This is a genomic window from Mycobacterium sp. 3519A (genome assembly GCF_900240945.1).
Lineage (GTDB): Bacteria > Actinomycetota > Actinomycetes > Mycobacteriales > Mycobacteriaceae > Mycobacterium.
On the sequence record NZ_OESG01000012.1, the window covers coordinates 1,085,033 to 1,107,490 of the forward strand.

Consider the following 22,458-nt stretch of genomic DNA (forward strand, 5'->3'; position numbering starts at 1 on the left):
CATGCCGCACTTCCTGGCGATCGACCAGGGCACCTCGGGCACGAAGGCCATCGTGGTCGACGACGCCGGGCGGATCGTGTCGATCGCCGAAGTCGCGGTGCGACCGGAATATCTGGCGGGCGGCGGAGTCGAGCAGGATCCGGAAGCGTTGTTCGACTCCGTCGTCACCGCTGGGCGAAAAGCGCTGGGAGAGGCAGGCGTACCGGTTGCCGCGGTGGCGCTCGCGAACCAGGGCGAGACGGTTTTGGCCTGGGATCGCGCCACCGGCCGTCCGCTCACCCCGGCCGTGGTGTGGCAGGACCGGCGCGCCGAGTCGGTCTGCACGCCGTTGGCCGCATCGGCGGATATCGTCGCGCAGCGCACCGGACTGGTGCTCGACCCGTATTTCTCCGCGCCCAAGATGGCGTGGATCCGGGCCAACATGACCACCGACGGCGTGGTCACCACCACCGACACCTGGCTGGTACACCGACTGTGCGGCGCGTTCGTCACCGATGCGTCGACGGCCAGTCGGTCGCTGTTGACGGCGCTGGACACCGCCCGGTGGGATGACGACCTCCTCGGCGTGTTCGGGCTGACCGGCGAGGCGCTGCCCGAAATCGTGGGCTGCGATCAAATCGTCGGCAGCACAGATGTTTTCGGTCCTACGATTCCGGTCGCCGGACTGATCGTGGACCAGCAGGCGGCGCTGCTGGCGGAGAGTTGTTTGGACCCCGGCCAGGCCAAGTGCACGTTCGGGACGGGCGCCTTCTTGCTGGCCCAACTCGGCGGGAAGCCTGCCCGGTCGGCGTCGGGGTTGACCACCTCGGTGGCCTGGCGGCTACGCGACCTCACGTCGTATTGCGTCGACGGTCAGGTGTACACGGCGGCGTCGGCGGTGCGCTGGGCCGTCGACCTCGGCCTGCTTGCCGCTGCCGACGAAATCGATTCCACGGCAGCCGATTCCAGTGACGGAGTGATGTGTGTGCCCGCGCTGGCCGGCCTGGCCGCACCGTGGTGGGACTCGGCGGCCACCGCATCGTTCACCGGGATGACTCTGAGCAGCAAGCGCGGGCAACTGGTCCGCGCGCTGATGGAGGGCATCGCGGCGCAGGTGGCCGCGTTGGTCAACCTGGTTGCCACCGACCTCGGACAGCCACTGACGCGGCTTCGGGTCGACGGTGGGCTGACCCAGTCCGCGGTGCTGATGCAGGCGCAGGCCGACCTGGCGCGGATTCCCGTCGACGTCTACCCGTCGCTGCACGCCACCGCACTGGGCGCCGCCGCGTGCGCGCGGTTGGCCCTCGAGCCGAGCCTGGACGCGGCGGACGCCGTCGGGGCGTGGACGCCACAGCACACCTACGAACCCGAGTGGTCGCCCGACCGCGCCGCCGAATTTCTGGCGCACTGGACGCGGGCAGCCGAATCGGTTCTGACGCAGAAGGAAACAACGACCCTATGAGCACTCCCGACGTCTCCGACGTGGTTGTGGTTGGCGGCGGAATCGTGGGCTGCGCGATTGCCCGCGCCGTGGCAGGCACAAACCTGTCGGTGGCGCTGCTGGAAGCGCGCGCCGATGTCGGCGACGGCACCAGCAAGGCCAATACCGCGTTGCTGCACACCGGCTTCGATGCGACGCCGGGAACACTCGAATCGCGTTTGGTGGCACGCGGATACGACTTGCTGGGCGGCTACGCGGAGCAGACCGGTATCCCGGTCGAGCGCACCGGCGCGGTGCTGGTGGCGTGGACCGACGAGGAACGCGATGCGCTGCCCGCGTTGAAGGACAAGGCCGAACGCAACGGCTACCGCGACTGCGAGATCGTCACCGCCGACGAGGTGTACCGGCGGGTGCCCGACCTCGGCCCCGGTGTGTTGGCAGGGCTGACCGTCCCCGGCGAGTCGATCATCTGCACCTGGACCACGAACCTCGCCCTGGCCACCGACGCCGTGCAACGCGGCGCGCACCTGTTGCGCAACGCACGGGTGACGGGTGTGGTCGCCGCGGAGGGGTTTACGACGCTGCAGACGACCCGCGGTGACGTCCACGGTCGATGGGTGATCAACGCGGCGGGACTCGGCGCCGACCATCTCGACGCAGAGTTCGGGCATCACCGCTTCACTGTGACGCCGCGGCGCGGCGAACTGCTGGTGTTCGACAAACTGACCAGGCCGATGGTGCCCCTGATCGTGTTGGCGGTGCCGTCGTCCCGGGGCAAGGGCGTCCTGGTCAGCCCGACCATCTACGGCAACGTGATGGTGGGGCCGACGTCGGAGAACCTCGACGACCGAACTGCCACAGGCACTTCCGAAGAAGGCTTCGACTTCCTGCTCAGCAAGGGGCGGGCGCTGATGCCGTCGCTGTTCGACGAGGAGACCACGGCGACGTATGCCGGGCTGCGGGCGGCCATCGACCGCGACGACTACCTGATCGACGTCGACGCCGCGGCGCGTTACGTCCTGGTCGGCGGCATTCGCTCCACCGGCCTCACGTCGGGGATGGCGATCGCCGAGCATGTGCTCGGCCTGCTCGGTGACGCCGGGCTAGACGTCGCCGAGCGTGCGGATCTGCCTGCGCCGCCGCGGATGCCGAACATCGGCGAGGTCGGGGCGCGTCCGTATCAGGATTCCGCGCGCATCGCCGACGACCCCGAATACGGCCGCATCGTCTGCTTCTGCGAACGCGTCAGCGCGGGCGAGATCCGCGACGCGTTCCAATCCCCCATTCCGCCAGCCGATCTCGACGGGCTGCGGCGCCGCACCCGGGTGATGAACGGCCGCTGCCAGGGCTTCTATTGCGGCGCGCGGACAACCGAACTGCTGGCCGCGGGCGGTGGCGCCCGATGAGCGACGTGGCGGTCGCGATCGTCGGCGGCGGGCCGTCAGGGCTGACGGCCGCGGCGGCGCTGGCGCCGCAGGTCGACGGCGAGGTCCTTGTCATCGAACGCGAAGCCGAAACCGGTGGAATACCGCGTCACAGCGACCATCCCGGCTATGGGATGCGCGATCTGCGGCGCTTCATCTCAGGCCCGGCCTACGCGCGCAGGCTGACCGGGACGGCCAAGGATGTCGGCGCAGTGCTCGAGACCGAGGCGATGGTCACCGGATGGGCGGGCGAGCGCACGCTGCAGATCACCTCGCCGCGCGGCGTGCGGACCGTCACGGCTGACGCGGTGATCCTTGCCACCGGCGCGCGGGAGCGACCGCGGCCCGCGCGACTGATCCCCGGCGACCGGCCCGACGGGGTGTACACCACCGGTCAGTTGCAGAATCTTGTGCATCTGCACCACGCGAAGGTGGGCACCCGGGCGCTGATCGTCGGTGCGGAACTGGTGAGTTGGTCGGCGGTGCTGACGCTGCGCGACGCCGGCTGCGCCACCGTCGCGATGGTGAGCGCGTATCCGAAGGCCGAGGCCTACACGGCTTTTCGGCTGCCGGGCCGGTTGCTGATGGCCGGGCCGGTGTTCACCTCCAGTCGGCTGGTCGGCATTCACGGTAAGGACCGGGTGCACAGCGCGGTCGTCGAGGACGTCGTCACCGGTGAGCGGACCACGGTCGACTGCGACACCGTCGTCTTCACCGGAGACTGGATCCCCGATCACGAACTGGCCCGCACCGGCGGGCTCGCGATGGATGCTCAGACACGCGGCCCACTCGTGGATGCCGGCCTGCGCACGAGCCACCCGGGGGTGTTCGCGGTCGGCAACCTGCTACACCCGGTCGATACCGCAGACGGCGCGGCCCTGGATGGTCGCCACGTCGCGACAGCGGTGCGGCAGTGGCTGCGGGATCGTGACGAGCCCGCCAAGGCTGTTCGGGTGCGCGTCGAGTCGCCGTTCAGATGGGTTGCGCCACAACTTGTTTCACCTGACGGCGGCGTCGCGGCGCGTGGCGACCTGTTGTTCTGGGTCGACGAGTACCGCAGGCTGCCCAAGCTGGTCGCGGTGCAGGACGGCCGGGTGATCGGGAGCAAACGCACGCCGTGGCCCGCCGCGCCAGGGCGGGTCTACCGGGCGCCGTGGTCGCTGGTGGCCGGTGCCGACCCGGACGGCGGCGACGTCACGGTGTCGCTGGCGTGACGTCCTTCTTGCGCCGAACGTGGGTTACCGTCACGCTCCGGCGGCCTCAAGCGTGCGGGTAACCCACGTTCGGCGGGGCTCAGACCGGCAGTAGCGCGTCGATCACCGAGGCCAACTGCTTGGCCGACCGGCATTCGTGCATGGTGATGACGTCCTGATACCGCGGCACCGCCGAATCGCCGCTGCCCCACAGATGTCTGGGCTCGGGGTTGAGCCAGTGCGCGTGCCTGCTGGCGTTGACCATGTGGGCCAGCAGATCGGTCTCCGGGTTGCGGTAGTTGTTGCGGCCGTCGCCGAGCACCAACAACGAACTGCGCGGCGACAGCACGTTCGGCCACTTCTCCATGAACGATACGAACGCGTGGCCGTAGTCGGAGTGCCCGTCGCGGGTGTACACCCCCGCCTCGCGGGTGATGCGCTGCACCGCAACCGCCAGATCGGCGTCCGGGCCGAACAACTCGGTGACCTCGTCGGTGGTGTCGATGAACGCGAACACCCGCACCCGCGAGAACTGCTGGCGAAGCGCGTGCACCAGCATCAGCGTGAAATGGCTGAAGCCGGCCACCGATCCCGACACATCGCACAACACCACCAGTTCGGGGCGGGCGGGGTGCGGCTTCTTGAGCACGACGTCGATGGGCACACCGCCCGTCGACATCGACTTGCGCAGCGTCTTGCGCATGTCGATCTCCCCCGCGCGGGCCCGACGCCGCCGCGCGGCCAGCCGGGTCGCCAGGGTGCGCGCCAGCGGCTGCACCACCCGACGCATGTTGCGCAGCTGTTCGCCTGAGGCACGCAGGAATTCGACGTTCTCGGCCAGCTGCGGCACGCCGTACATCTGCACATGGTCGCGGCCCAACTGCTCGGCGGTGCGGCGCTTGGTCTCCGCCTCGACCATCTTGCGCAACTGCGCAATACGTTGCGCGGCAAGCGCTTTGGCGATCTGCTCCTGCGACGGCGTGGGCTCGTCGCCGTAGGGCGCCAGTAGACCCGCGAGCAGCCTGCCCTCGAGGTCGTCCAGGCTCATCGCCTTGAGCGCCTGATACGACGAGTACGACGGGCCCCGGCTGGACTGGTAGCGTCCGTAGGCCTCGACGATCTGCGCGATCATCGCCGCCAACCGCTCGTCCATGTTGGCCAGATCGGCGTTCTCGCTGAGCATGTCGACCAGCGCGGCGCGCAGCGCCTCGATGTCCTCCGGCGGCAGGCCCTGGCCGTCGTCGGTGTCCTCGTCGTCCTCGAGCACCGTCTTGGCGCCCAACGCCGCAGGGAAGAACAGGTCGAACAGCGCGTCGTAGGTGTCACGGTGGTCGGAGCGCCGCAGCACCGCGCACGCGAAGCCCTCGCGCAACGCCTCCCGGTCACCGAGGCCCAACACGGACAGCACCCGTCCCGCGTCGACGGTCTCCGACGGCCCGACCGAAATGCCTTGTTTGCGTAGCGCTTCCACGAACTCGACCAGGTGACCGGGAATTCCGTGGGGCGCCAGCGGCTGGGGCGGGCGGACGCGGCGGGCGGCCATCAGTTCAGCCTCAGCTCCCCGGCCGCCTTCACCTGGTCGGACTGGTGCTTGAGCACCACGCCCAGCGTCGCCGCGATCACCTCGTCGTCGATGGTGTCCATGCCAAGGGCCAGCACCGTGCGGCCCCAGTCGATGGTTTCGGCCACCGACGGCAACTTCTTGAGTTGCATGCCGCGCAGTACGCCGATGATCTTGACGAGTTCGGCGGCCAGATGCTCCGGCAACTCGGGCACCCGCGACAGCAGGATGCGGCGCTCGAGGTCGGGATCGGGGAAATCGATGTGCAGGAACAGGCATCGGCGCTTGAGCGCTTCGGACAGTTCCCGGGTGGCGTTGGAGGTCAGCACCACCAGAGGTGCGCGCTCGGCGGTGATGGTGCCGAGTTCCGGCACGGTGACCGCGAAATCGGAGAGCACCTCCAACAGCAGGCCCTCGATCTCGATGTCGGCCTTGTCGGTCTCGTCGATCAGCAGCACGGTGGGCTCGGTGCGCCGGATGGCGGTGAGCAGCGGGCGTGACAGCAGGAATTCCTCGCTGAAGACGTCCATCTTGGTCTGGTCCCAGTCACCGCCGGCCGAGCCGGCAGTCGAACTCTGCCCTGCCTGGATGCGCAGGATCTGCTTGGCGTGGTTCCACTCGTAGAGTGCACGCGCCTCGTCGACACCCTCGTAGCACTGCAGTCGGACCAGCCCGGATCCGGTGGCCTGTGCGACGGCGCGCGCCAACTCGGTCTTACCGACACCCGCGGGCCCTTCCACCAGCAGCGGCTTGCCCAGCCGGTCAGCGAGGAAAACCGCTGTGGCGGTGGCGGTGTCGGGCAGATAGCCGGTTTCGGCCAGCCGCCGCGCGACATCGTCGATGTCGGCGAACAGCGGCGCCGGGCGCGCAGGGACGCTCACATGTGCTCCTTAAGCCGGGCGGGTGTGGCCGTCTCCCCACACAATCCACTTGGTTGACGTCAATTCGGGCAGACCCATCGGTCCGCGGGCATGCAGTTTCTGGGTCGAGATGCCGATCTCGGCGCCGAACCCGAACTGCTCACCGTCGGTGAACGCCGTCGACGCGTTCACCATCACGGCGGCGGCGTCGACCCGCTCGCTGAACCGTTGCGCCGCAGCAAGATTGGTCGCGACGATGGCTTCCGTGTGGCCGGTGCCGTATTCGTTGATGTGGTCGATCGCGGCGTCGACACCGTCGACCACCGCCAGCGCGATGTCCATCGACAGGAACTCGGCGCGCAGTTCCTCCTCCGACGGATCGGTGTGCACGGTGACACCGGCGTCCTGCAGCGCCTTGGTCAGCCGCGGCACCGCGTGGTCGGCGATGGCCTTGTCGATCAGTAGCGACTCGGCGGCGTTGCAGACGCTCACCCGACGGGTCTTGGCGTTCAGCAGAATACGCTCGGCCACGTCGAGGTCTGCCGATTCGTGAACGTACACATGGCAATTGCCGACGCCGGTCTCGATGGTCGGCACCATCGCGTCGCGCACCACCGCGTCGATCAGGCCGGCGCCCCCGCGCGGGATCACCACGTCGACCAGGCCCCGCGCCTGGATCAGATGCGTCACGCTGGCGCGGTCTTCACTCGGCAGCAACTGCACCACATCGGGATTGCGGTTCTCCAACTCCAGCCCATCGCGAAGCGCCTTCACCAGTGCGGCATTCGAGCGGGCCGCCGACGAACTACCGCGCAGCAGCACCGCGTTACCGGACTTCAGCGTCAACCCGAACGCGTCGACGGTCACGTTCGGCCTGCCCTCGTAGACGATGCCGACCACACCCAGCGGCACGCGCTGCTGACGCAACTGCAGACCGTTGGGCAGGGTGCGGCCGCGCAGCACCTCACCGATCGGGTCGGGTAGGCCCGCCACCTGACGCAGGCCCGAGGCGATGCCGTCGATGCGGTTCGGGTTCAACGCGAGCCGATCGAGCATCGCGTCCGGGGTGCCTGCCGACTTTGCCGTCGCCAGATCTTCGGCATTGGCGTCCAGGATGGCGCCCGCGTCGCGCAGCAGATTGTCGGCCGCGGCGTGCAGCGCGGAATTCTTCGTCTCGGTACTCAGCGTGGCCAACTCACGGGCGGCGACGCGGGCCCGACGCGCCGCGGCGTGCACCTGCTCACGCAGGTCGGAGACCGCTGGTGCCTGCACACTCATCGACCCAGCGTATCGGACATGCCCGAACCGCTCGACGGGTGTCAGGTCGACCGGGCTGGGCTAGCGTTGAGGCTTATGGTGACGCGGGTCTGTGTGGTGGGCAGTGTCAACGCCGATCTCACGTTCACCGTGGATACGTTGCCCCGCCCGGGGCAGACCGTGCTTGCGTCGTCGCTGGCGTCGGCGCCAGGCGGTAAGGGCGGTAACCAGGCGGTCGCGGCGGCCCGAGCGGGCGCGTCCGTGCAGCTTGTGGCGGCGCTCGGCGCGGACGCCGCGGCCGAGCAGTTGCGCGCCCACCTCCGCGACAACGAGGTGGGCCTGGACGGCGTGGTCACCGTGCCGGGGCCGAGCGGGTCGGCGGCGATCGTCGTCGACTCGGCGGCCGAGAACATGATCGTGGTGGCGCCCGGCGCCAACGCGCATCTGACGGTGACCTCCCCCGACATTCGCGCGGTCATCGCCGACAGCGACGTGGTGCTGCTGCAACTCGAGATCCCGATCGCGACGGCGATTGCGGCCGCAGGCGTCGCGCGGGCCGCCGACGCGGTGGTGATGCTCAACGCATCGCCGGCGGGTGCCCGGCCCCACCAGCTGCTGGCGCTGTCCGAGCTCGCCGACGTGGTCGTGGTCAACGAGGCCGAGGCGCGGGAATGGCATTGGCCGGTACCGCATTTGGTGATCACTCGCGGTGCGCGCGGGGCCAGCTACCTGGGTGACGACGAGCGTTTCGACGTGCCGGCGCCTGCCGTCGAGGCCGTCGACACCACCGGAGCAGGCGATGTGTTCGCCGGCGTGCTGGCCGCCGGATGGCTGGACGGCCACGAGGATGCGCTGCGCCGAGCCTGCGCGGCAGGCGCATTGTCGACGCTGGTGCCGGGCGCGGGTGATTGCGCGCCCTACGCGGAGGCCATCGACGACGCAGTAGCCGACAGAGAAAGGCAGTTATGACGTCAAGCACGCCGCGTCCACCGGAGGGCGACTGGCTCGGCACGCCGTATCTGCGCTTCACCCGCGAGGGGCCGTTCGGGGTGTGCACGCTGGACCGCCCGCAGGCCCGCAACGCGATGACGCCCGCGATGTACTTCGGCATCCGGTACGCCGTCCGGCATGTCGACGCCGACCCCGACCTGGCGGGGCTGCTGATCACCGGTACCGGCGACGTTTTCGCGCCGGGCGGCGACATGGGCGGCGGCGACGGTTCGGACAACTGGCTGACGTTCGGGTCGGCGCTCGGCATGGACGCCACGCCGTTCGAGACGCTGCGGCAGTCCGTGAAGCCGGTGGTGTCCGCCGTCAACGGACTGTGCCAGGGCGGCGGACTGCAGATCGCGCTGTGCAGCGACATGGCCGTGGTCAGCGACCGCGCGACGTTCCGCATCCCCGAACTGTTCCGCGGTATCGCCGACACCTACTACAGCCAGATGCTGGCCCGACTGATCGGGCCGGTGCGGACCCGCGACCTGATGTTCACCGGTAGGACGCTGACCGCCGCCGAGGCGCAGGAGTGGGGCATGGTCGCGCGGGTGGTGCCGCACGACTCGCTGCTCGACGAGGCCCGCGACGTGCTCGGCCAGTGCTGCCGGACGGCGCCTGCGGCACGCAGCGTGGTGAAGTCCAGCCTGGACAACTACATGGGGTTGTTCGACCGCATCGGCATGCAGGCCAGCTACTCGTCGCCGGAGGCGTTGGAAGGCTTCCGCGCGTTCAAGGAGCGCCGTTCGCCCGACTGGGTGCACCCGGACCTGCGCACCGACGGCCGCCTCTAGCGCGATTTCGGTGTGTCTGGTCGCGCGCGGCGCTACTAATCACACCGAAATCGCAAAAGGGGATAGTACAGATTCTGCTGTACTATCGCGTCCGTGCAGGTTGCCACACGCATCGACGCCCTCGCCCGGTTCGGCTACGCGCTGTCCGACGCGACTCGAACCAAAATCCTGCTGACGCTGCGCGACGGCCCTGGCTATCCGTCGGAGTTGGCCACCCAGATCGGGGTGTCGCGGCAGATCCTGTCCAACCACCTGACCTGCCTGCGTGGCTGTGGGCTGGTGGTGGCCCAGCCGGAGGGCCGCCGCACCCGCTACGAGTTGGCCGATCCGCGGATCGCGCACGCGCTCGACGACCTGGTCGGCCTGGTGCTCGCCGTCGACCCGAACTGCTGCTCATGACGGTCGACGTGCGGCGCGCGACGCTGCGGCGGCGGATCCGGCTGCTGGTCGCCGCCACCATCGCCTACAACGTGCTTGAAGCGGTGATCGCAGTGTCCGAGGGCGCGCGCGTGTCCTCGTCGGCGTTGATCGGCTTCGGCCTGGACTCGGTCGTCGAGGTGTCGTCGGCGGCGGCGGTCGCCTGGCAGTTCTCGGCAAAGGATCCCGAGACCCGGGAGCAGGCCGCGTTGCGGTTCATCGCATACTCGTTTTTCGCGCTCGCTGCCTACGTCGCCGTCGACGCGGTGCTGACGCTGTGCGGTGTCCGCGAGCCTCGGCCGTCGCTGGTCGGCATCGTGCTCGCGGCGGCGAGCCTGGTCGTCATGCCGGTGCTGTCATTGGCGCAACGCCGCGCCGGCCAGGAGTTCGGATCGGTGTCGGCAGTTGCGGATTCGAAGCAGACGCTGCTGTGCACCTACCTGTCCGCGATCCTGCTTGCGGGTCTGCTGTGCAACAGCCTGTTCGGCTGGTCGTGGGCCGATCCTGTCGCTGCACTCGGCATCGCCGCGATCGCGGTGCGCGAAGGCATCAACGCGAAACGCGGTGACCCATGCTGCCGTTGATCTCACTGACACTGTTCCCGGCGTTCGGATTCGGTTGGCGCAGTTGGGAACGGAATGGTTCGCCGGTGTCGGCTTCGTCGTCGCGGTGATCGGACATGGGCGGTGCGCAATCCGATCTTCACCGCGATGATCGTGTTCGGCTTCGGATTCGCTTTGATTACACCGAATCCGGTGGCGATCGCCGGGTTCGGGGTGATGGCGGCGACGATCGAGTTGCCGCGACTATCTGGCAAATGTCGGCCGCTTCGTTCCCGGGGTGGGCCGCGTCTAGACTGCCGGGCATGCCGTTGCTAGGAAAGCTGCTCCGCCGGTTGCGCGCGAGTGAGGCCCGCAGTCCGCTGTCCAGTCCGGAGTATTCCGGTGCCGCCGCGCTCGATGTCACCAGCCCGGCGTTCACCGACGGCGCCGCGATCCCGCAGAAGCACGCGGGAAAAGGCGTCGGCGACAACGTATCCCCCGCGCTGCACTGGACCGGCGTGCCCGCTGACGCCAAGCAGTTGGTGCTGATCATGGACGATCTGGATGTGCCGATGCCCAAACCGCTGATGCACACCATCGCGCTGCTCGAACCGGATCGGGAAGGACTCGGCGAAGGCGAACTGACACCGGGCACCGCCGGGGTGCGGCTGGTCAAGGCGTTCGGGGACACCTATGTCGGCCCGCGTCCGATTCCCGGTCACGGGCCGCACCACTACCGGTTCTCGGTGCTCGCACTCGACCAGCGGATCGGCGACGACGTCGCCGACCACAACGCATTGCTCTCGGCGATGGCGGGTCACGTCGTCGCGCGCGGCGCTCTGACGGGCACCTACGAACGCTGATCGGATAGCGCGCTAGCGTGGGTTAGGTGGCACGCAAGCAGACGAACAGCAAGCAGGAAGCAAGCTGGCTCTGGACGCCGTTGATCATCGGCCTGGTCATCGGAGTCGCCGTGGCAGCATCCACCGGGCAGTGGTGGTGGTCGACAGTCGGAGTGCTCGCGGGTTCGGCTTTGGGCTGGGTCGGCTACGCCAGATCGCGTTAGTCCTCGGGCACCTCGCGCTCGATCTCGTCCAGCCAGACTCGGGCCGACATGTCCGACGGCGCCCGCCAGTCACCGCGAGGCGACAACGATCCGCCGTGCGAGACCTTCGGCCCGTTCGGCAGCGCCGAGCGCTTGAATTGGGAGAACGAGTAGAAGCGCTGTGCGAACACCTGCAGCCAGTGCCGAATCTCCTTCAGCGAGTAGGCCGGTCGCTTCTGGTCGGGGAAACCGACGGGCCAGTCGCCGCGTTCGGCGTCGCTCCACGCATGCCACGCCAGGAACGCGACCTTCGACGGGCGGAACCCGAACCGCAGCACCTGGAACAGTGAAAAGTCCTGCAGCACATACGGGCCGACCTTGGATTCGCTGCTCTGGATCTCCTCGTCCTCGCCTGCCGGGACCAATTCCGGGCTGATCTCAGTGTCGAGGACCGACTCCAGCACGTCGTTGACGGTGTCGTCGAACTGCTTCGACGAGATCACCCAGCGGATCAAGTGCTGGATCAGTGTCTTGGGCACGCCGCCGTTGACGTTGTAATGCGACATCTGGTCGCCCACACCGTAAGTGGACCAGCCAAGGGCGAGTTCCGATAGGTCGCCGGTGCCGAGCACGATGCCGCCACGCTGGTTGGCGAGCCGGAACAGGTAGTCGGTGCGCAGACCCGCCTGCACGTTCTCGAACGTGACGTCGTAGACCTTCTCACCGCGCGCGAACGGATGATCCATCTCCTTGAGCATCAGTTCCGCGGTGGCCTTGATGTCGATGGTCTCGAACGTCACACCGAGCGCCTCGGCGAGTCGCGTCGCGTTGCTCTTGGTGCGTTCCCCCGTGGCGAAGCCCGGCAGCGTGAACGCGAGAATGTCGCTGCGCGGCCTGCCTTCCCGGTCCATCGCACGGGCGGCGACGATTAACGCGTGGGTGGAGTCCAACCCACCGGACAATCCGAGCACCACCTTCGGATAATCCAGCGCCCGCAGCCGTTGCTCGAGACCGGCGACCTGGATGTTGTAGGCCTCGTAGCAATCCTGTTCCAGGCGTTGCGGATCCGCGGGCACGAACGGGAACCGCTCGATCTCGCGGCGCAATCCGATGTCGCCGCTGGGCGGGTCGAGCTGAAATTCGATGCGGCGGAACGATTCCGCGGTGATGCCGTGGTGCAGGCGGTTGTCGTCGAAGGTGCCCATCCGAAGCCGCTCCGCGCGCAGCAACTCCAGATCGACATCGGCGACCGAACGCTGGTCGCCCAGCGCGAACCGCTCCGACTGGACCAGGCACACGCCGTTTTCCCACACCATCGTCTGACCATCCCACGCCAGGTCGGTGGTCGATTCGCCCTCGCCCGCCGCGGCGTAGACGTAGGCGGCCAGGCACCGCGACGACGCCGACCGCGCCAACAGGCAGCGGTCTTCGGCGCGGCCGATGGTGATGGGGCTGCCGGACAGGTTGGCCAACACCGTCGCACCCGCCAGTGCCGCCTGCGCGCTGGGCGGGATCGGCACGAACATGTCCTCGCAGATCTCGACGTGCAGCACGAAGCCGGGTAGGTCTGTTGCGGTGAACAACAGGTCGGGCCCGAACGGCACGTCGGCCTCCCCGATCCTGATCGCGCCGCGCATCGCGTCGCCTGCCGCCATCTGGCGTCGCTCGTAGAACTCCCGGTACGTCGGCAGGTACGACTTCGGCACCACGCCGAGGATCCGGCCGCGGTGGATCACCACGGCGGTGTTGTAGATCCGGTGCTGATATCGCAGCGGCGCACCGATCACCAGCACCGGCATCAGTTCGGCCGATGCGACGACGACGTCGAGCAGCGCGTCCTCGACCGCGTCCAGCAGCGCGTCCTGCAGCAGGATGTCCTCGATCGAGTAGCCGGACAGCGTCAGCTCGGGAAACACCGCCAGCGCGACGCTGTCGTCATGGCAGGCCCTGGCCACCCGCACGACCGACTCGGCGTTGGCCGCGGGATCGGCGATGCTCGTGTGGTGGGTGCACGCCGCCACTCGCACGAACCCGTGGCGATAAGCCGAATAGAAATCCATGCCTCAATGTTGCCCGAAAACGGATCGGGGTATGCAAAAGCCCATGAGTGACGTCGCTGTGCTGGTCATAGACATGTTGAACACGTATGCGCACGAGGACGCCGAGGTGCTGGCAGACAATGTGGCCAAGATCGTCGATCCGCTGGCCGGGCTCATTTCGCAGGCCCGAGACCGCGACGACGTGGATGTGATCTACGTCAACGACAACTTCGGCGACTTCACCGCCGATTTCGACGACATCGCCGAGGCGGCGTGCACCGGAGAGCGCCCCGAGTTGGTGACACCGATCGCGCCCGACGAGGCCAGCAAGCGCCTGCTCAAGGTGCGGCACAGCGCGTTCTACGCCAGCTCACTGGACTATCTGCTCGGCCGGCTGGAGGCCAAGCGGCTGATCCTGACCGGCCAGGTCACCGAACAGTGCATTCTCTACACCGCGCTCGACGCCTACGTGCGCCATTTCGAGGTCATCGTGGCGCCCGACGCCGTCGCGCACATCGATCCCGAACTCAGCGATGCCGCGCTGACGATGATGAACAAGAACATGCACGCCGAGATCGTGCCCGCTGGGAAGTGCCTGAAGTAGGTTTCACGCCACTGCGCGCGGGTAGGCGTTACCCGTGGTCACACGCGACCGGATCGCCGAACCCTGGGGCGGCCGAACGCCGTACGGACGAGGCGAACGGTGGCCGACCCGCGTCGACACCTACCTGACCGACGACGCCGTCGACCATTGGGCGCAGTCGGCCTCCGTATTGCATTCCAACGGTGACGGCATGGACATCGCGGTGAAAGACGGCCGCATCGTCGGTGTACGCGGACGCGCCGACGACCGGGTCAACCACGGCAGGCTCGATCCGAAGGATCTCTACGGCTGGCAGGCCAACGCCGCACCCGACCGCCTCACCGCCCCGATGGTCCGGCGCCACGGCGAACTCGTCGAAACCGATTGGGACACCGCGATGGACGAGATCGTCGAGCGCAGCAAGGCGTTGCTCGACGGGTTCGGACCCGGGTCGTTCGGCTTCTACACCTCCGGTCAGTTGTTCCTCGAGGAGTACTACACGTTGGGCGTCATCGCTCACGGCGCGATCGGCACCAACCACGTCGACGGCAACACCCGCCTGTGCACCGCCACCGCCGCGGAGGCGCTGAAGGAGTCATTCGGCTGCGACGGGCAACCGGGCTCCTACACCGACATCGACCACGCCGACGTGATCGCGCTGTACGGCCACAACGTCGCCGAAACCCAGACCGTGCTGTGGATGCGGATGCTGGACCGGTTGGCGGGGGAGAATCCGCCTGCCCTGGTGTGCGTCGACCCGCGGCAAACGCCGGTCGCCTGGCACGCCACCGTCCACCTGGCGCCGCTGCCGGGAACCAATGTGGCGTTGATGAACTCGCTGCTGCACGAGATCGTCCGCAACGACTGGGTCGACGACGAATATGTCGCCGCGCACGCCGTCGGTTTCGACGAACTACGCAAGCGGGTCGACGAATTTCCACCCCAGCGGGCCGAGGATATCTGCGGCGTGCCTGCGGGTGATATCCGCGAGGCCGCGCGACTCATCGGCACGGCGACCGCGTTGACGTCGACTGTGCTGCAGGGCTTCTACCAATCGAACCAGGCCACCGCGGCGGCGGTGCAGGTCAACAACATTCACATCCTGCGCGGCATGCTTGGCCGGCCAGGATGTGGGGTGCTGCAGATGAACGGTCAGCCCACCGCCGAGAACACGCGAGAATGCGGCGCAGACGGGGACCTCGCTGGTTTTCGCAACTGGTCCAACGACAGCCACATCGCCGAACTCGCCGAACTGTGGAACATCGAGCCCATGCAGATACCGCACTACGCGCCGCCGACCCATGCGATGCAGATGTTCCGTTACGCCGAGCAGGGCACGCTGCGACTGCTGTGGGTCAGTGCCACCAACCCGGCGGTGTCGCTGCCCGAATTGGCCCGCGTGCGAAGCATTCTCGCGCAGGAGCGATTGTTCCTGGTGGTGCAGGACATCTTCCTGACGGAGACCGCCGAACTCGCCGACGTGGTGCTGCCCGCCGCGGCGTGGGGCGAGAAGACCGGCACGTTCACCAACGCCGACCGCACAGTTCACTTGTCGGAGAAGGCGGTCGACCCGCCAGGGCAGGCCAGGCCCGATCTGGACATCTTCCTCGATTTCGCGCATCGGATGGATTTCCGGGACAAGGACGGGGCTCCCCTGCCGAATTGGAAGGATGCCGAGTCGGCGTTCGAGGCGTGGAAGCGATGCAGCGCGGGACGGCCGTGTGACTACACCGGGCTCAGCTACGCCAAGCTGCGGGGTTCGGGTGGAATCCAGTGGCCCTGCAACGACGAGAATCCTGACGGGACCGAACGGTTGTACGCCGACGGCACGTTCCTGGCGCAACCCGACTACTGCGAGGCCTACGGCAAGGACCTGATCACCGGCGCGCCACTGGAACCCACCGAGTACCGGGCGATGAACCCCGACGGCAAGGCCATCATCAAAGCCGCCGAGTACCTGCCACCGCACGAACTTCCGAGGAGCGACCGCCCGTTCGTGTTGATCACCGGGCGCACGGTGTACCAGTTCCACACACGCACCAAGACCGGGCGCGCGCCGCAACTGCGCGACGCCGCGCCGGAAGTGTGGGTCGAGGTGTCGGAGTCTGACGCATCCCGGTTGCAGATCCACGAAGGCGATGTGACCGAGGTGTGCACCGCACGCGGCACGGTGTCAGCCAAGGCGCGAATCAGCGGGATACGCGAAGGCGTGCTATTTCTGCCATTCCACTACGGCTACTGGGACAGCCGCGACGGTATGAACCGTGACCGGGCGGCCAACGAGCTGACCATCACCGACTGGGACCCCTGCTCGAAGCAACCGATCTTCAAAACCGCTGCTGCACAACTACGCCGGGTCGCCGACGGGGCCGGCCCCGCACCCGCGCCGACGACCGCGGCGGCCAAACCGGTGACCGGCGACGTGCCGGACACCGTCGGCGGTCCGGACGCCGAAGTGACCGAGTCGGAGGGTTGACATGAAACTCGCGCTCGCGCTGCGGGAGTTGCACCGGTCGGAGGCAGGCCTGGCCCGGTCGTTGGACGCGATCGCCGCACGGCACCACAACGACCACGGAATCCATCACGTGGCCCGCGACCTGGCCGTGTGGTCCCGCGAGCACGTCGAGTTGATATCCGACATCGGCAGACGGTACGGAGTGCGGTTACGTGCGAACCCGCGGACGACGACCCTCGCGGAGCCGGTCCAGGAGTGGATCAGCGATCGCCTCGGCCGCAGGCCGGAACCGGCCCTGCTGTTGCTGGCCGACCTGCGCAGGCTGCACCGGCTTGCCGCGGGCGTATCTGTGGACTGGGAGCTGTTGGCGCAGGGCGCGCAGGCGGCCAAGGACGACGAACTGCTGGCGCTCACGCAGCGCTGTCATCCGCAGGCGCTGCGCCAGATGCGTTGGGCGAACGCGATGCTGAAGGAGTTGTCGCCGCAGGCCCTCGCGAACTGACGACGTCGGCTGCTGTTGGTCTGTGGTTCGCCTGCGCGCACCGCGCATTTTGATCGGATCGCGCATCGTGAGACCACACCACCCAACTCCGGAGGTCATCATGAACAAGCCTGCTGCTCAACGTCGTTCACGTTCCTTGCTGCCTGAACTGTCCGGTCTGCTCAGCACCCTTCCTTCGTTCGCCGATCTGCGTCCGCTGTTGGACGGCCGTGTGTTGCGGATCGAGGACGAGCACAAGGACGGCCGCTATGAGGTGCGCGCCGAACTTCCCGGCGTCGACCCGGTCGAGGACATCGAGATCACGGTCCACGACGGCCGGCTGACCATCAGGGCCGAGCGCAGACCGGCCGGTGAATCCGCCGGTCGCTCCTTCACCCGGACGGTCGCGCTACCTGCGGGCGCCTCAGAAGACGAGATCACCGCCAGCTACGACCGGGGCATCCTGACCGTGTCCGTCTCGCTCACCCAGGACAGCCCAGCCCAGAAGCCGGTCGAGGTCATGGAGACGATCTCCGCCGACGACGTGCAGCCGGCGCTGGAGGCCGGCGAACACCAGGAGCACACCGAGCAGCACCAACCCGCCTGAGCCGGATCGCCTAGCCTGGGAGACGTGGAGGCACCGGAACTCGTCGCGCTGCTGCGTGGGCGGCGTGTTGCGGTGCTCACCGGCGCGGGAATGTCCACCGACTCCGGCATCCCCGACTACCGGGGCCCGGACTCACCGCCGAGCAATCCGATGACGATCCGCCAGTTCACCTCGGACCGTGCGTTTCGGCAGCGGTACTGGGCGCGCAATCACGTCGGCTGGCGGCACATGGACCAGACGCTGCCCAACGCAGGCCACCGCGCGCTGGCCGCGCTGGAACGTGCGGGAGTCGTCGCGGGCGTCATCACCCAGAACGTCGACCTGCTGCACACCAAGGCAGGCAGTCGCATCGTGATCAATCTGCACGGCACCTACGCGCAGGTGGTCTGCCTCGATTGCGGGCACGGTATGACGCGCGCCGCGCTCGGCGAGATGCTCGATGCCGCCAACCCCGGCTTCATCGAACGCGCCGAGAAGGTCGGCGGCATCGCCGTCGCACCCGACGCCGACGCGGTGGTGGACGACACCGCGTCCTTCGTGATCGTCGACTGCCCGGTGTGCGGCGGCATGCTCAAGCCCGACATCGTCTACTTCGGCGAGAACGTCCCGAAAGACCGTGTGGACGTGGCGTATTCGCTTGTCGACGGCGCCGACGCGCTGCTGGTCGCCGGCTCGTCGCTGACGGTCTACTCCGGATACCGGTTCGTCCGGCACGCCACGGCGCTCGGCATGCCGGTCGCGATCATCAACCGCGGCCCCACCCGCGGCGACGCGCATGCGACGGTGAAGATCGACAGCGGCTGCTCGGAAATGCTGGCGCTGCTGGCCGACGAACTGCCCACGGTTGCGAGTTCGGCGTAGATGACCGACGACGACGCCAACTGGTTGCAGTCGCTGCTGGAGCGCAAGCGACCCGATCCTGGACCGGTCGCCGGGCGGTGGGCGCTTGGCGTCGGCGACATGGTGGCGGATCACCCGCTGACACCGGACAGACTGCACTGGCTGGCCCGCAAGCTGAACCACTTCGGCGGGGTGGCGATCAGCGAGGACGGAGTGGAATTCGATGGCGACCACGTCAAGTGGTCCGATGTCACCGAGATCCGCACCCGCAGCCTGATCGAGTATCTGTTCACCGGCGGCGTGGACAAGCAGGTAGACAAGCTGCCGCTGCCGTGGTTTCCATTCCGCGGCAAGGTGATCCAGGCGATCTCGCGAGCAGCCTTGACGCTGTTGCTCGCCGCGGCCAAGCAGCAACTCGAGGGCGGCGCGCTGGAAATCCGGATCCCCGCCGAGGTTCACCACCGCGGCTTGCTCGGCACCCGTGAGCTGGCGCCGGGGATGCTCGCCGCCGTGGTGCTGGCGGATCCGGTGGTGCGTCAGTGTTTTGAGGCGACGGCCGAAGCCCATGGCGTCACGGTGTGCCCCGCCGAGGACGATGTGATGGCCGACGCCGACCGCCGCGCCGAGCAGATCAAGTCGCTGCTGGCCACGGTGCAGGCCAAGATCGACAGGCTGACGCCCTAGACGGCGACCAGATCGTCGGCGTGCACGGCGGGGCGGCGCATGTCCGCGGGCAGATCCGAGGTCGACCGGCCCAGCATGGTGGCCAACTCGTTGTGGTCGTAGGCCACCACCCCGCGGGCCACCATGGTCGCGTCCTGTGAGCGCAACTCGACGACGTCGCCGCCGTAGAACCGCCCGGACACCGCGGTGATGCCGGCGGGTAACAGCGAACGGCGTTGCCGCACAACCGCTCGCACCGCGCCGTCGTCCAACGTCAGCGCGCCTGCCGATTCGGCCGCGTAGCGCACCCAGAACCTGCGCGCTGACATGCGTTCGGCCCGCGGTGCGAACACCGTGCCCACCGACGCGTCGGCCAGCGCGGTCGCCGCGTCCGCCGCGGCGGCCAACAACACCGGCACGCCTGCGTCGGAGGCCAACAGCGCCGACGACAACTTCGACGCCATCCCGCCGGTGCCCAGATGGCTGCCGCGGCCGGCCACCACACCGTCGAGATCGGCGGGGCCGTCGACCTCAGGGATGAAGCGCGCGTTGCCTTTTCGCGGATCCGAGTCGTAGAGGCCGTCGATGTCGGACAGCAGCACCAGCGCGTCGGCGCCCACCAGGTGCGCGACCAACGCCGACAGCCGGTCGTTGTCGCCGAACCGGATCTCGTTGGTGGCCACCGTGTCGTTCTCGTTGACGATCGCGACCGCATGCAATGCCCGCAACCGGTCCAGCGTGCGCTGCGCGTTGGTGTGCTGCACCCGCATCGAGATGTCGTGGGCGGTCAGCAGCACCTGACCGACGGTGCGTTCATACCGGGCGAACGCCGCGCTCCACGCGTTCACCAGCGCCACCTGCCCGACGCTGGCCGCGGCCTGCTTGGTGGCCAGATCGGTGGGCCGCTTGGACAGCCGCAGCGGTTCGATACCCGCCGCGATCGCGCCGGATGACACGATCACCACGTCGGAGCCCGCCTTCATGCGGCCCTCGATCGCGTCGGCCAGCACGGCCAGCCTGCTCGCGTCGAACACACCTGCCGGGGTGGTCAGCGCGGTGGTGCCGATCTTGATGACGACGCTGCGCGCGGTGCGGATGGCATCCCGATGCTGGCTCACGAGTCACCGCCAGGGCGTCGCCGCTCGCGCCGCGCGGCCTTGCGCTCGGCGGCGCCGACACGGTCCGTCTGCTCCAACCGCGCGTCTGTGCCACGGCCGGACAGCGTGACATCCACCCCCGCCGGGGTCTGCGGCTCCCAGTCGAACGTCACGTCGCCGATCGTCACCGCGCAACCCGGCTTGGCGCCGAGGCGCAGCAGTTCGTCCTCGACACCGAGGCGGGCCAACCGGTCGCCCAGATATCCGACGGCCTCGTCATTGTCGAAATCGGTTTGGTTGACCCAGCGTTCGGGCCGGACGCCGCGCACCACGAAGCCGCCCTGGCCGTCGGGTTCGACGGTGAACCCGCTCTCGTCCACCGGGACCGGCCGGATCACCGGCCGCCGCGGCACCACGGGCGGCTGCGCCGCGCGGTACGCCTCGACCATGTCCCACAGCGCGAAGGTCAACGGCCGCAAGCCCTCTCGGGACACGGTCGACACCTCGTACACCGGCCAGCCGAAGCGCCGGGCGATCTCGTCGCGGACGAAATCAGCCAACTCACGCGCGTCGGGCACGTCGATCTTGTTGAGCACCACCGCGCGTGGGCGTTCGGCGAGATCACCGAGCGTAAGGTCGCCCTGCAGCGTCGGGGTGTAGGCGGCCAATTCCGCTTCCAGCGCCTCGATGTCGGACACCGGGTCGCGGCCGGGTTCCATCGTCGCGCAGTCGACCACGTGCACCAGCACCGCGCAACGCTCGATGTGCCGCAGGAAATCCAGACCGAGGCCGCGGCCTTCGGATGCGCCGGGAATCAGGCCGGGAACGTCGGCGACGGTGAAGGTGTGCTCCCCCGCGGACACCACACCGAGGTTGGGCGTCAGCGTGGTGAACGGATAGTCGGCGATCTTCGGTTTGGCCGCGGAGATCGACGACACCAGCGACGACTTGCCCGCCGACGGGAAGCCGACAAGACCGACGTCGGCGACCGTCTTGAGTTCCAACGTGAGGTCGCGGACCTGGCCCTTCTCGCCGAGCAACGCGAAGCCCGGCGCCTTGCGCGCCCGCGACGCCAGCGCGGCGTTGCCAAGGCCGCCGCGGCCACCCGCGGCCGCTTCGAACCGGGTGCCCGCCCCGACCAGGTCGGCGAGCAGCCTGCCGTTCTCGTCGAGCACGACGGTGCCGTCGGGCACCTTCACCTCGAGGTCGGCGCCTGCGGCGCCGTCGCGGTTGCTGCCCGCGCCCTGCTTACCGGAGGGCGCGACGATGTGCGGGTGGAAATGGAAGTCGAGCAGGGTGTGCACCTGCGGGTCGACGACCAGGATGACGCTGCCGCCGCGGCCGCCGTTACCGCCGTCGGGTCCGCCGAGCGGCTTGAACTTCTCGCGGTGCACTGACGCGCACCCGTTACCCCCGTTACCGGCCCGCGCGTGGATCACGACGCGGTCTACGAACCGGGGCATTGGGCTTCCTTTCCATGTCGAAATCTACGTTTTGCAGAGAAAGTGCGAGAGGCCAGCTGCAAAACGTCGATCCCGACGCGGAACTAGGCCTCCTGAGGCTGCGGTCGCACCACGCTGACGATCTTGCGGCCGCGCTTGCTGCCGAAGGTGACCGCACCGGGGGCGGTCGCGAACAGCGTGTCGTCGCCCCCGCGGCCGACGTTCACGCCGGGGTGGAAGTGCGTGCCGCGCTGACGGACGATGATCTCGCCGGCCTTGACGATCTGGCCGCCGAATCGCTTGACGCCGAGCCGCTGGGCGGCTGAGTCGCGACCGTTGCGTGAGCTGGAAGCGCCCTTCTTGTGTGCCATTGGTGGACCCCTACGCTAGTTCTTGTCGGTTCTTCGCCTGACGGCTCATCACTTGATGCCGGTGACCTTGAGGACCGTCAGCTGCTGGCGGTGACCCTGCCGCTTGTGATAGCCGGTCTTGTTCTTGAACTTGTGGATGCGGATCTTGGGACCCTTGGTGTGCTCGAGCACCTCGCCGGTGACGGCGACCTTCTCCAGGTCCTTGGCGGCACTGGTGACCTTCGCGCCATCCACCACGAGCGCCACGGGCAGCGAGACGGATGCGCCGGCCTCGGCGTCGAGCTTCTCGACCTTGACCACGTCACCGACGGCGACCTTGTACTGCTTGCCGCCTGTCTTCACGATTGCGTATGTCGCCATCGTTCCTCTTCGTC

Annotated in this window: 22 protein-coding genes and 2 pseudogenes; 16 read left to right on the top strand and 8 right to left on the bottom strand. The window is 68.3% G+C overall.

The features are described 5' to 3' along the window. Position 1: 1 nt before the first annotated feature. From C1A30_RS07400 to C1A30_RS07410, 3 genes are read left to right on the top strand one after another with little or no spacing between them, the layout of a single operon-like run. Positions 2–1,441, top strand: a complete 1,440-nt coding sequence (locus tag C1A30_RS07400; RefSeq protein WP_101947507.1) for an FGGY family carbohydrate kinase — start codon at positions 2–4, stop codon at positions 1,439–1,441. Continuing rightward, complete coding sequence (locus C1A30_RS07405) at positions 1,438–2,826, top strand: NAD(P)/FAD-dependent oxidoreductase (RefSeq protein WP_101947508.1); 1,389 nt, start codon at positions 1,438–1,440, stop codon at positions 2,824–2,826. The genes C1A30_RS07400 and C1A30_RS07405 overlap by 4 nt, the downstream gene beginning before the upstream one ends. Continuing rightward, on the top strand, positions 2,823–4,058 hold the full coding sequence (locus tag C1A30_RS07410) for an NAD(P)/FAD-dependent oxidoreductase (RefSeq protein WP_101947509.1): 1,236 nt from the start codon (positions 2,823–2,825) through the stop codon (positions 4,056–4,058). The genes C1A30_RS07405 and C1A30_RS07410 overlap by 4 nt, the downstream gene beginning before the upstream one ends. A gap of 79 nt (positions 4,059–4,137) precedes the next feature. Here the strand turns inward: C1A30_RS07410 and C1A30_RS07415 are convergent, their stop codons facing one another. The 3 genes from C1A30_RS07415 to C1A30_RS07425 are packed head-to-tail and all read right to left on the bottom strand — an operon-like array spanning position 4,138 to position 7,736. Further along, a complete protein-coding gene (locus C1A30_RS07415) occupies positions 4,138–5,580 on the bottom strand; it encodes a VWA domain-containing protein (RefSeq protein WP_101947510.1) in 1,443 nt (480 codons plus the stop codon). Further along, on the bottom strand, positions 5,580–6,479 hold the full coding sequence (locus C1A30_RS07420) for a MoxR family ATPase (protein ID WP_067806256.1): 900 nt from the start codon (positions 6,477–6,479) through the stop codon (positions 5,580–5,582). Before C1A30_RS07420 ends, C1A30_RS07415 begins: the two co-directional genes overlap by 1 nt. A 9-nt stretch (positions 6,480–6,488) precedes the next feature. Next, a complete protein-coding gene (locus tag C1A30_RS07425; protein WP_101947511.1) occupies positions 6,489–7,736 on the bottom strand; it encodes a glutamate-5-semialdehyde dehydrogenase in 1,248 nt (415 codons plus the stop codon). Positions 7,737–7,811: 75 nt separating this feature from the next. On the opposite strand from C1A30_RS07425, the gene C1A30_RS07430 reads away from it, so the two are divergent. From C1A30_RS07430 to C1A30_RS35755, 7 genes and pseudogenes are all read left to right on the top strand, one after another. Next, entirely contained in the window at positions 7,812–8,684 is an 873-nt protein-coding gene (locus C1A30_RS07430) for a ribokinase (RefSeq protein WP_101947512.1), read from the top strand. After that, positions 8,681–9,502, top strand: a complete 822-nt coding sequence (locus C1A30_RS07435; RefSeq protein ID WP_101947513.1) for an enoyl-CoA hydratase/isomerase family protein — start codon at positions 8,681–8,683, stop codon at positions 9,500–9,502. The genes C1A30_RS07430 and C1A30_RS07435 overlap by 4 nt, the downstream gene beginning before the upstream one ends. Positions 9,503–9,595: 93 nt before the next feature. Continuing rightward, on the top strand, positions 9,596–9,901 hold the full coding sequence (locus tag C1A30_RS07440) for a helix-turn-helix transcriptional regulator (protein WP_101947514.1): 306 nt from the start codon (positions 9,596–9,598) through the stop codon (positions 9,899–9,901). Continuing rightward, positions 9,898–10,503, top strand: coding sequence for a cation transporter (locus C1A30_RS07445; RefSeq protein WP_101947515.1), 606 nt, complete (start codon positions 9,898–9,900; stop codon positions 10,501–10,503). The genes C1A30_RS07440 and C1A30_RS07445 overlap by 4 nt, the downstream gene beginning before the upstream one ends. 102 nt (positions 10,504–10,605) lie before the next feature. Next, positions 10,606–10,774 (top strand): annotated as a pseudogene (locus tag C1A30_RS36010) (isoprenylcysteine carboxylmethyltransferase family protein); the annotation flags it as partial. Between the two features lie 10 nt (positions 10,775–10,784). Then, positions 10,785–11,324, top strand: coding sequence for a YbhB/YbcL family Raf kinase inhibitor-like protein (locus C1A30_RS07455; protein ID WP_101947516.1), 540 nt, complete (start codon positions 10,785–10,787; stop codon positions 11,322–11,324). 26 nt (positions 11,325–11,350) lie between these two features. Continuing rightward, a complete protein-coding gene (locus C1A30_RS35755) occupies positions 11,351–11,527 on the top strand; it encodes a hypothetical protein (RefSeq protein WP_200828181.1) in 177 nt (58 codons plus the stop codon). On the opposite strand, the gene C1A30_RS07460 is transcribed toward C1A30_RS35755, so the two are convergent. Beyond that, positions 11,524–13,566, bottom strand: coding sequence for an NAD(+) synthase (locus C1A30_RS07460; protein WP_101947517.1), 2,043 nt, complete (start codon positions 13,564–13,566; stop codon positions 11,524–11,526). The genes C1A30_RS35755 and C1A30_RS07460 overlap by 4 nt on opposite strands. Before the next feature lie 43 nt (positions 13,567–13,609). Between C1A30_RS07460 and C1A30_RS07465 the strand changes: the two genes are divergently transcribed. The 6 genes and pseudogenes from C1A30_RS07465 (at position 13,610) to C1A30_RS07490 (ending at position 19,195) form a co-directional block, all read left to right on the top strand. Further along, on the top strand, positions 13,610–14,149 hold the full coding sequence (locus C1A30_RS07465; protein WP_101947518.1) for a cysteine hydrolase family protein: 540 nt from the start codon (positions 13,610–13,612) through the stop codon (positions 14,147–14,149). A 34-nt stretch (positions 14,150–14,183) separates the two neighbouring features. Continuing rightward, on the top strand, positions 14,184–16,604 hold the full coding sequence (locus C1A30_RS07470; protein ID WP_101947519.1) for a molybdopterin oxidoreductase family protein: 2,421 nt from the start codon (positions 14,184–14,186) through the stop codon (positions 16,602–16,604). 1 nt (position 16,605) lies between these two features. Next, positions 16,606–17,085, top strand: a complete 480-nt coding sequence (locus C1A30_RS07475) for a hypothetical protein (protein WP_101947520.1) — start codon at positions 16,606–16,608, stop codon at positions 17,083–17,085. 100 nt (positions 17,086–17,185) lie between these two features. Further along, positions 17,186–17,593, top strand: a pseudogene (locus C1A30_RS07480) (Hsp20/alpha crystallin family protein); the annotation flags it as partial. Positions 17,594–17,695: 102 nt separating this feature from the next. Further along, positions 17,696–18,532: an NAD-dependent protein deacetylase gene (locus C1A30_RS07485; RefSeq protein WP_101947522.1), complete on the top strand. Its 837-nt coding sequence runs from the start codon at positions 17,696–17,698 to the stop codon at positions 18,530–18,532. Further along, positions 18,533–19,195 (top strand): hypothetical protein, encoded by a 663-nt coding sequence (locus tag C1A30_RS07490; protein ID WP_101947523.1) that lies wholly within the window; start codon positions 18,533–18,535, stop codon positions 19,193–19,195. Here C1A30_RS07490 and proB read toward each other — a convergent pair. From proB to rplU, 4 genes are all read right to left on the bottom strand, one after another. Then, on the bottom strand, positions 19,192–20,292 hold the full coding sequence (gene proB / locus C1A30_RS07495; protein WP_101947524.1) for a glutamate 5-kinase: 1,101 nt from the start codon (positions 20,290–20,292) through the stop codon (positions 19,192–19,194). The genes C1A30_RS07490 and proB overlap by 4 nt on opposite strands. Then, positions 20,289–21,734 carry a GTPase ObgE gene (obgE, locus tag C1A30_RS07500; RefSeq protein WP_101947525.1) on the bottom strand — a complete coding sequence of 482 codons (1,446 nt, stop codon included), beginning with the start codon at positions 21,732–21,734 and terminating at the stop codon, positions 20,289–20,291. The genes proB and obgE overlap by 4 nt, the downstream gene beginning before the upstream one ends. 83 nt (positions 21,735–21,817) lie before the next feature. Further along, positions 21,818–22,084 carry a 50S ribosomal protein L27 gene (rpmA, locus tag C1A30_RS07505; RefSeq protein WP_067806211.1) on the bottom strand — a complete coding sequence of 89 codons (267 nt, stop codon included), beginning with the start codon at positions 22,082–22,084 and terminating at the stop codon, positions 21,818–21,820. 48 nt (positions 22,085–22,132) lie between these two features. Continuing rightward, entirely contained in the window at positions 22,133–22,444 is a 312-nt protein-coding gene (gene rplU, locus C1A30_RS07510; RefSeq protein ID WP_101947526.1) for a 50S ribosomal protein L21, read from the bottom strand. Positions 22,445–22,458 lie beyond the last annotated feature (14 nt).

Coding starts and splice junctions, on each gene's coding strand:
- C1A30_RS07400 (WP_101947507.1), top strand. CDS start 2: ATGCCGCACTTCCTGGCGATCGACCAGGGCACCTCGGGCACGAAGGCC.
- C1A30_RS07405 (WP_101947508.1), top strand. CDS start 1,438: ATGAGCACTCCCGACGTCTCCGACGTGGTTGTGGTTGGCGGCGGAATC.
- C1A30_RS07410 (WP_101947509.1), top strand. CDS start 2,823: ATGAGCGACGTGGCGGTCGCGATCGTCGGCGGCGGGCCGTCAGGGCTG.
- C1A30_RS07415 (WP_101947510.1), bottom strand. CDS start 5,580: ATGGCCGCCCGCCGCGTCCGCCCGCCCCAGCCGCTGGCGCCCCACGGA.
- C1A30_RS07425 (WP_101947511.1), bottom strand. CDS start 7,736: ATGAGTGTGCAGGCACCAGCGGTCTCCGACCTGCGTGAGCAGGTGCAC.
- C1A30_RS07430 (WP_101947512.1), top strand. CDS start 7,812: ATGGTGACGCGGGTCTGTGTGGTGGGCAGTGTCAACGCCGATCTCACG.
- C1A30_RS07435 (WP_101947513.1), top strand. CDS start 8,681: ATGACGTCAAGCACGCCGCGTCCACCGGAGGGCGACTGGCTCGGCACG.
- C1A30_RS07445 (WP_101947515.1), top strand. CDS start 9,898: ATGACGGTCGACGTGCGGCGCGCGACGCTGCGGCGGCGGATCCGGCTG.
- C1A30_RS07455 (WP_101947516.1), top strand. CDS start 10,785: ATGCCGTTGCTAGGAAAGCTGCTCCGCCGGTTGCGCGCGAGTGAGGCC.
- C1A30_RS07460 (WP_101947517.1), bottom strand. CDS start 13,566: ATGGATTTCTATTCGGCTTATCGCCACGGGTTCGTGCGAGTGGCGGCG.
- C1A30_RS07465 (WP_101947518.1), top strand. CDS start 13,610: ATGAGTGACGTCGCTGTGCTGGTCATAGACATGTTGAACACGTATGCG.
- C1A30_RS07475 (WP_101947520.1), top strand. CDS start 16,606: ATGAAACTCGCGCTCGCGCTGCGGGAGTTGCACCGGTCGGAGGCAGGC.
- C1A30_RS07490 (WP_101947523.1), top strand. CDS start 18,533: ATGACCGACGACGACGCCAACTGGTTGCAGTCGCTGCTGGAGCGCAAG.
- obgE (WP_101947525.1), bottom strand. CDS start 21,734: ATGCCCCGGTTCGTAGACCGCGTCGTGATCCACGCGCGGGCCGGTAAC.
- rpmA (WP_067806211.1), bottom strand. CDS start 22,084: ATGGCACACAAGAAGGGCGCTTCCAGCTCACGCAACGGTCGCGACTCA.
- rplU (WP_101947526.1), bottom strand. CDS start 22,444: ATGGCGACATACGCAATCGTGAAGACAGGCGGCAAGCAGTACAAGGTC.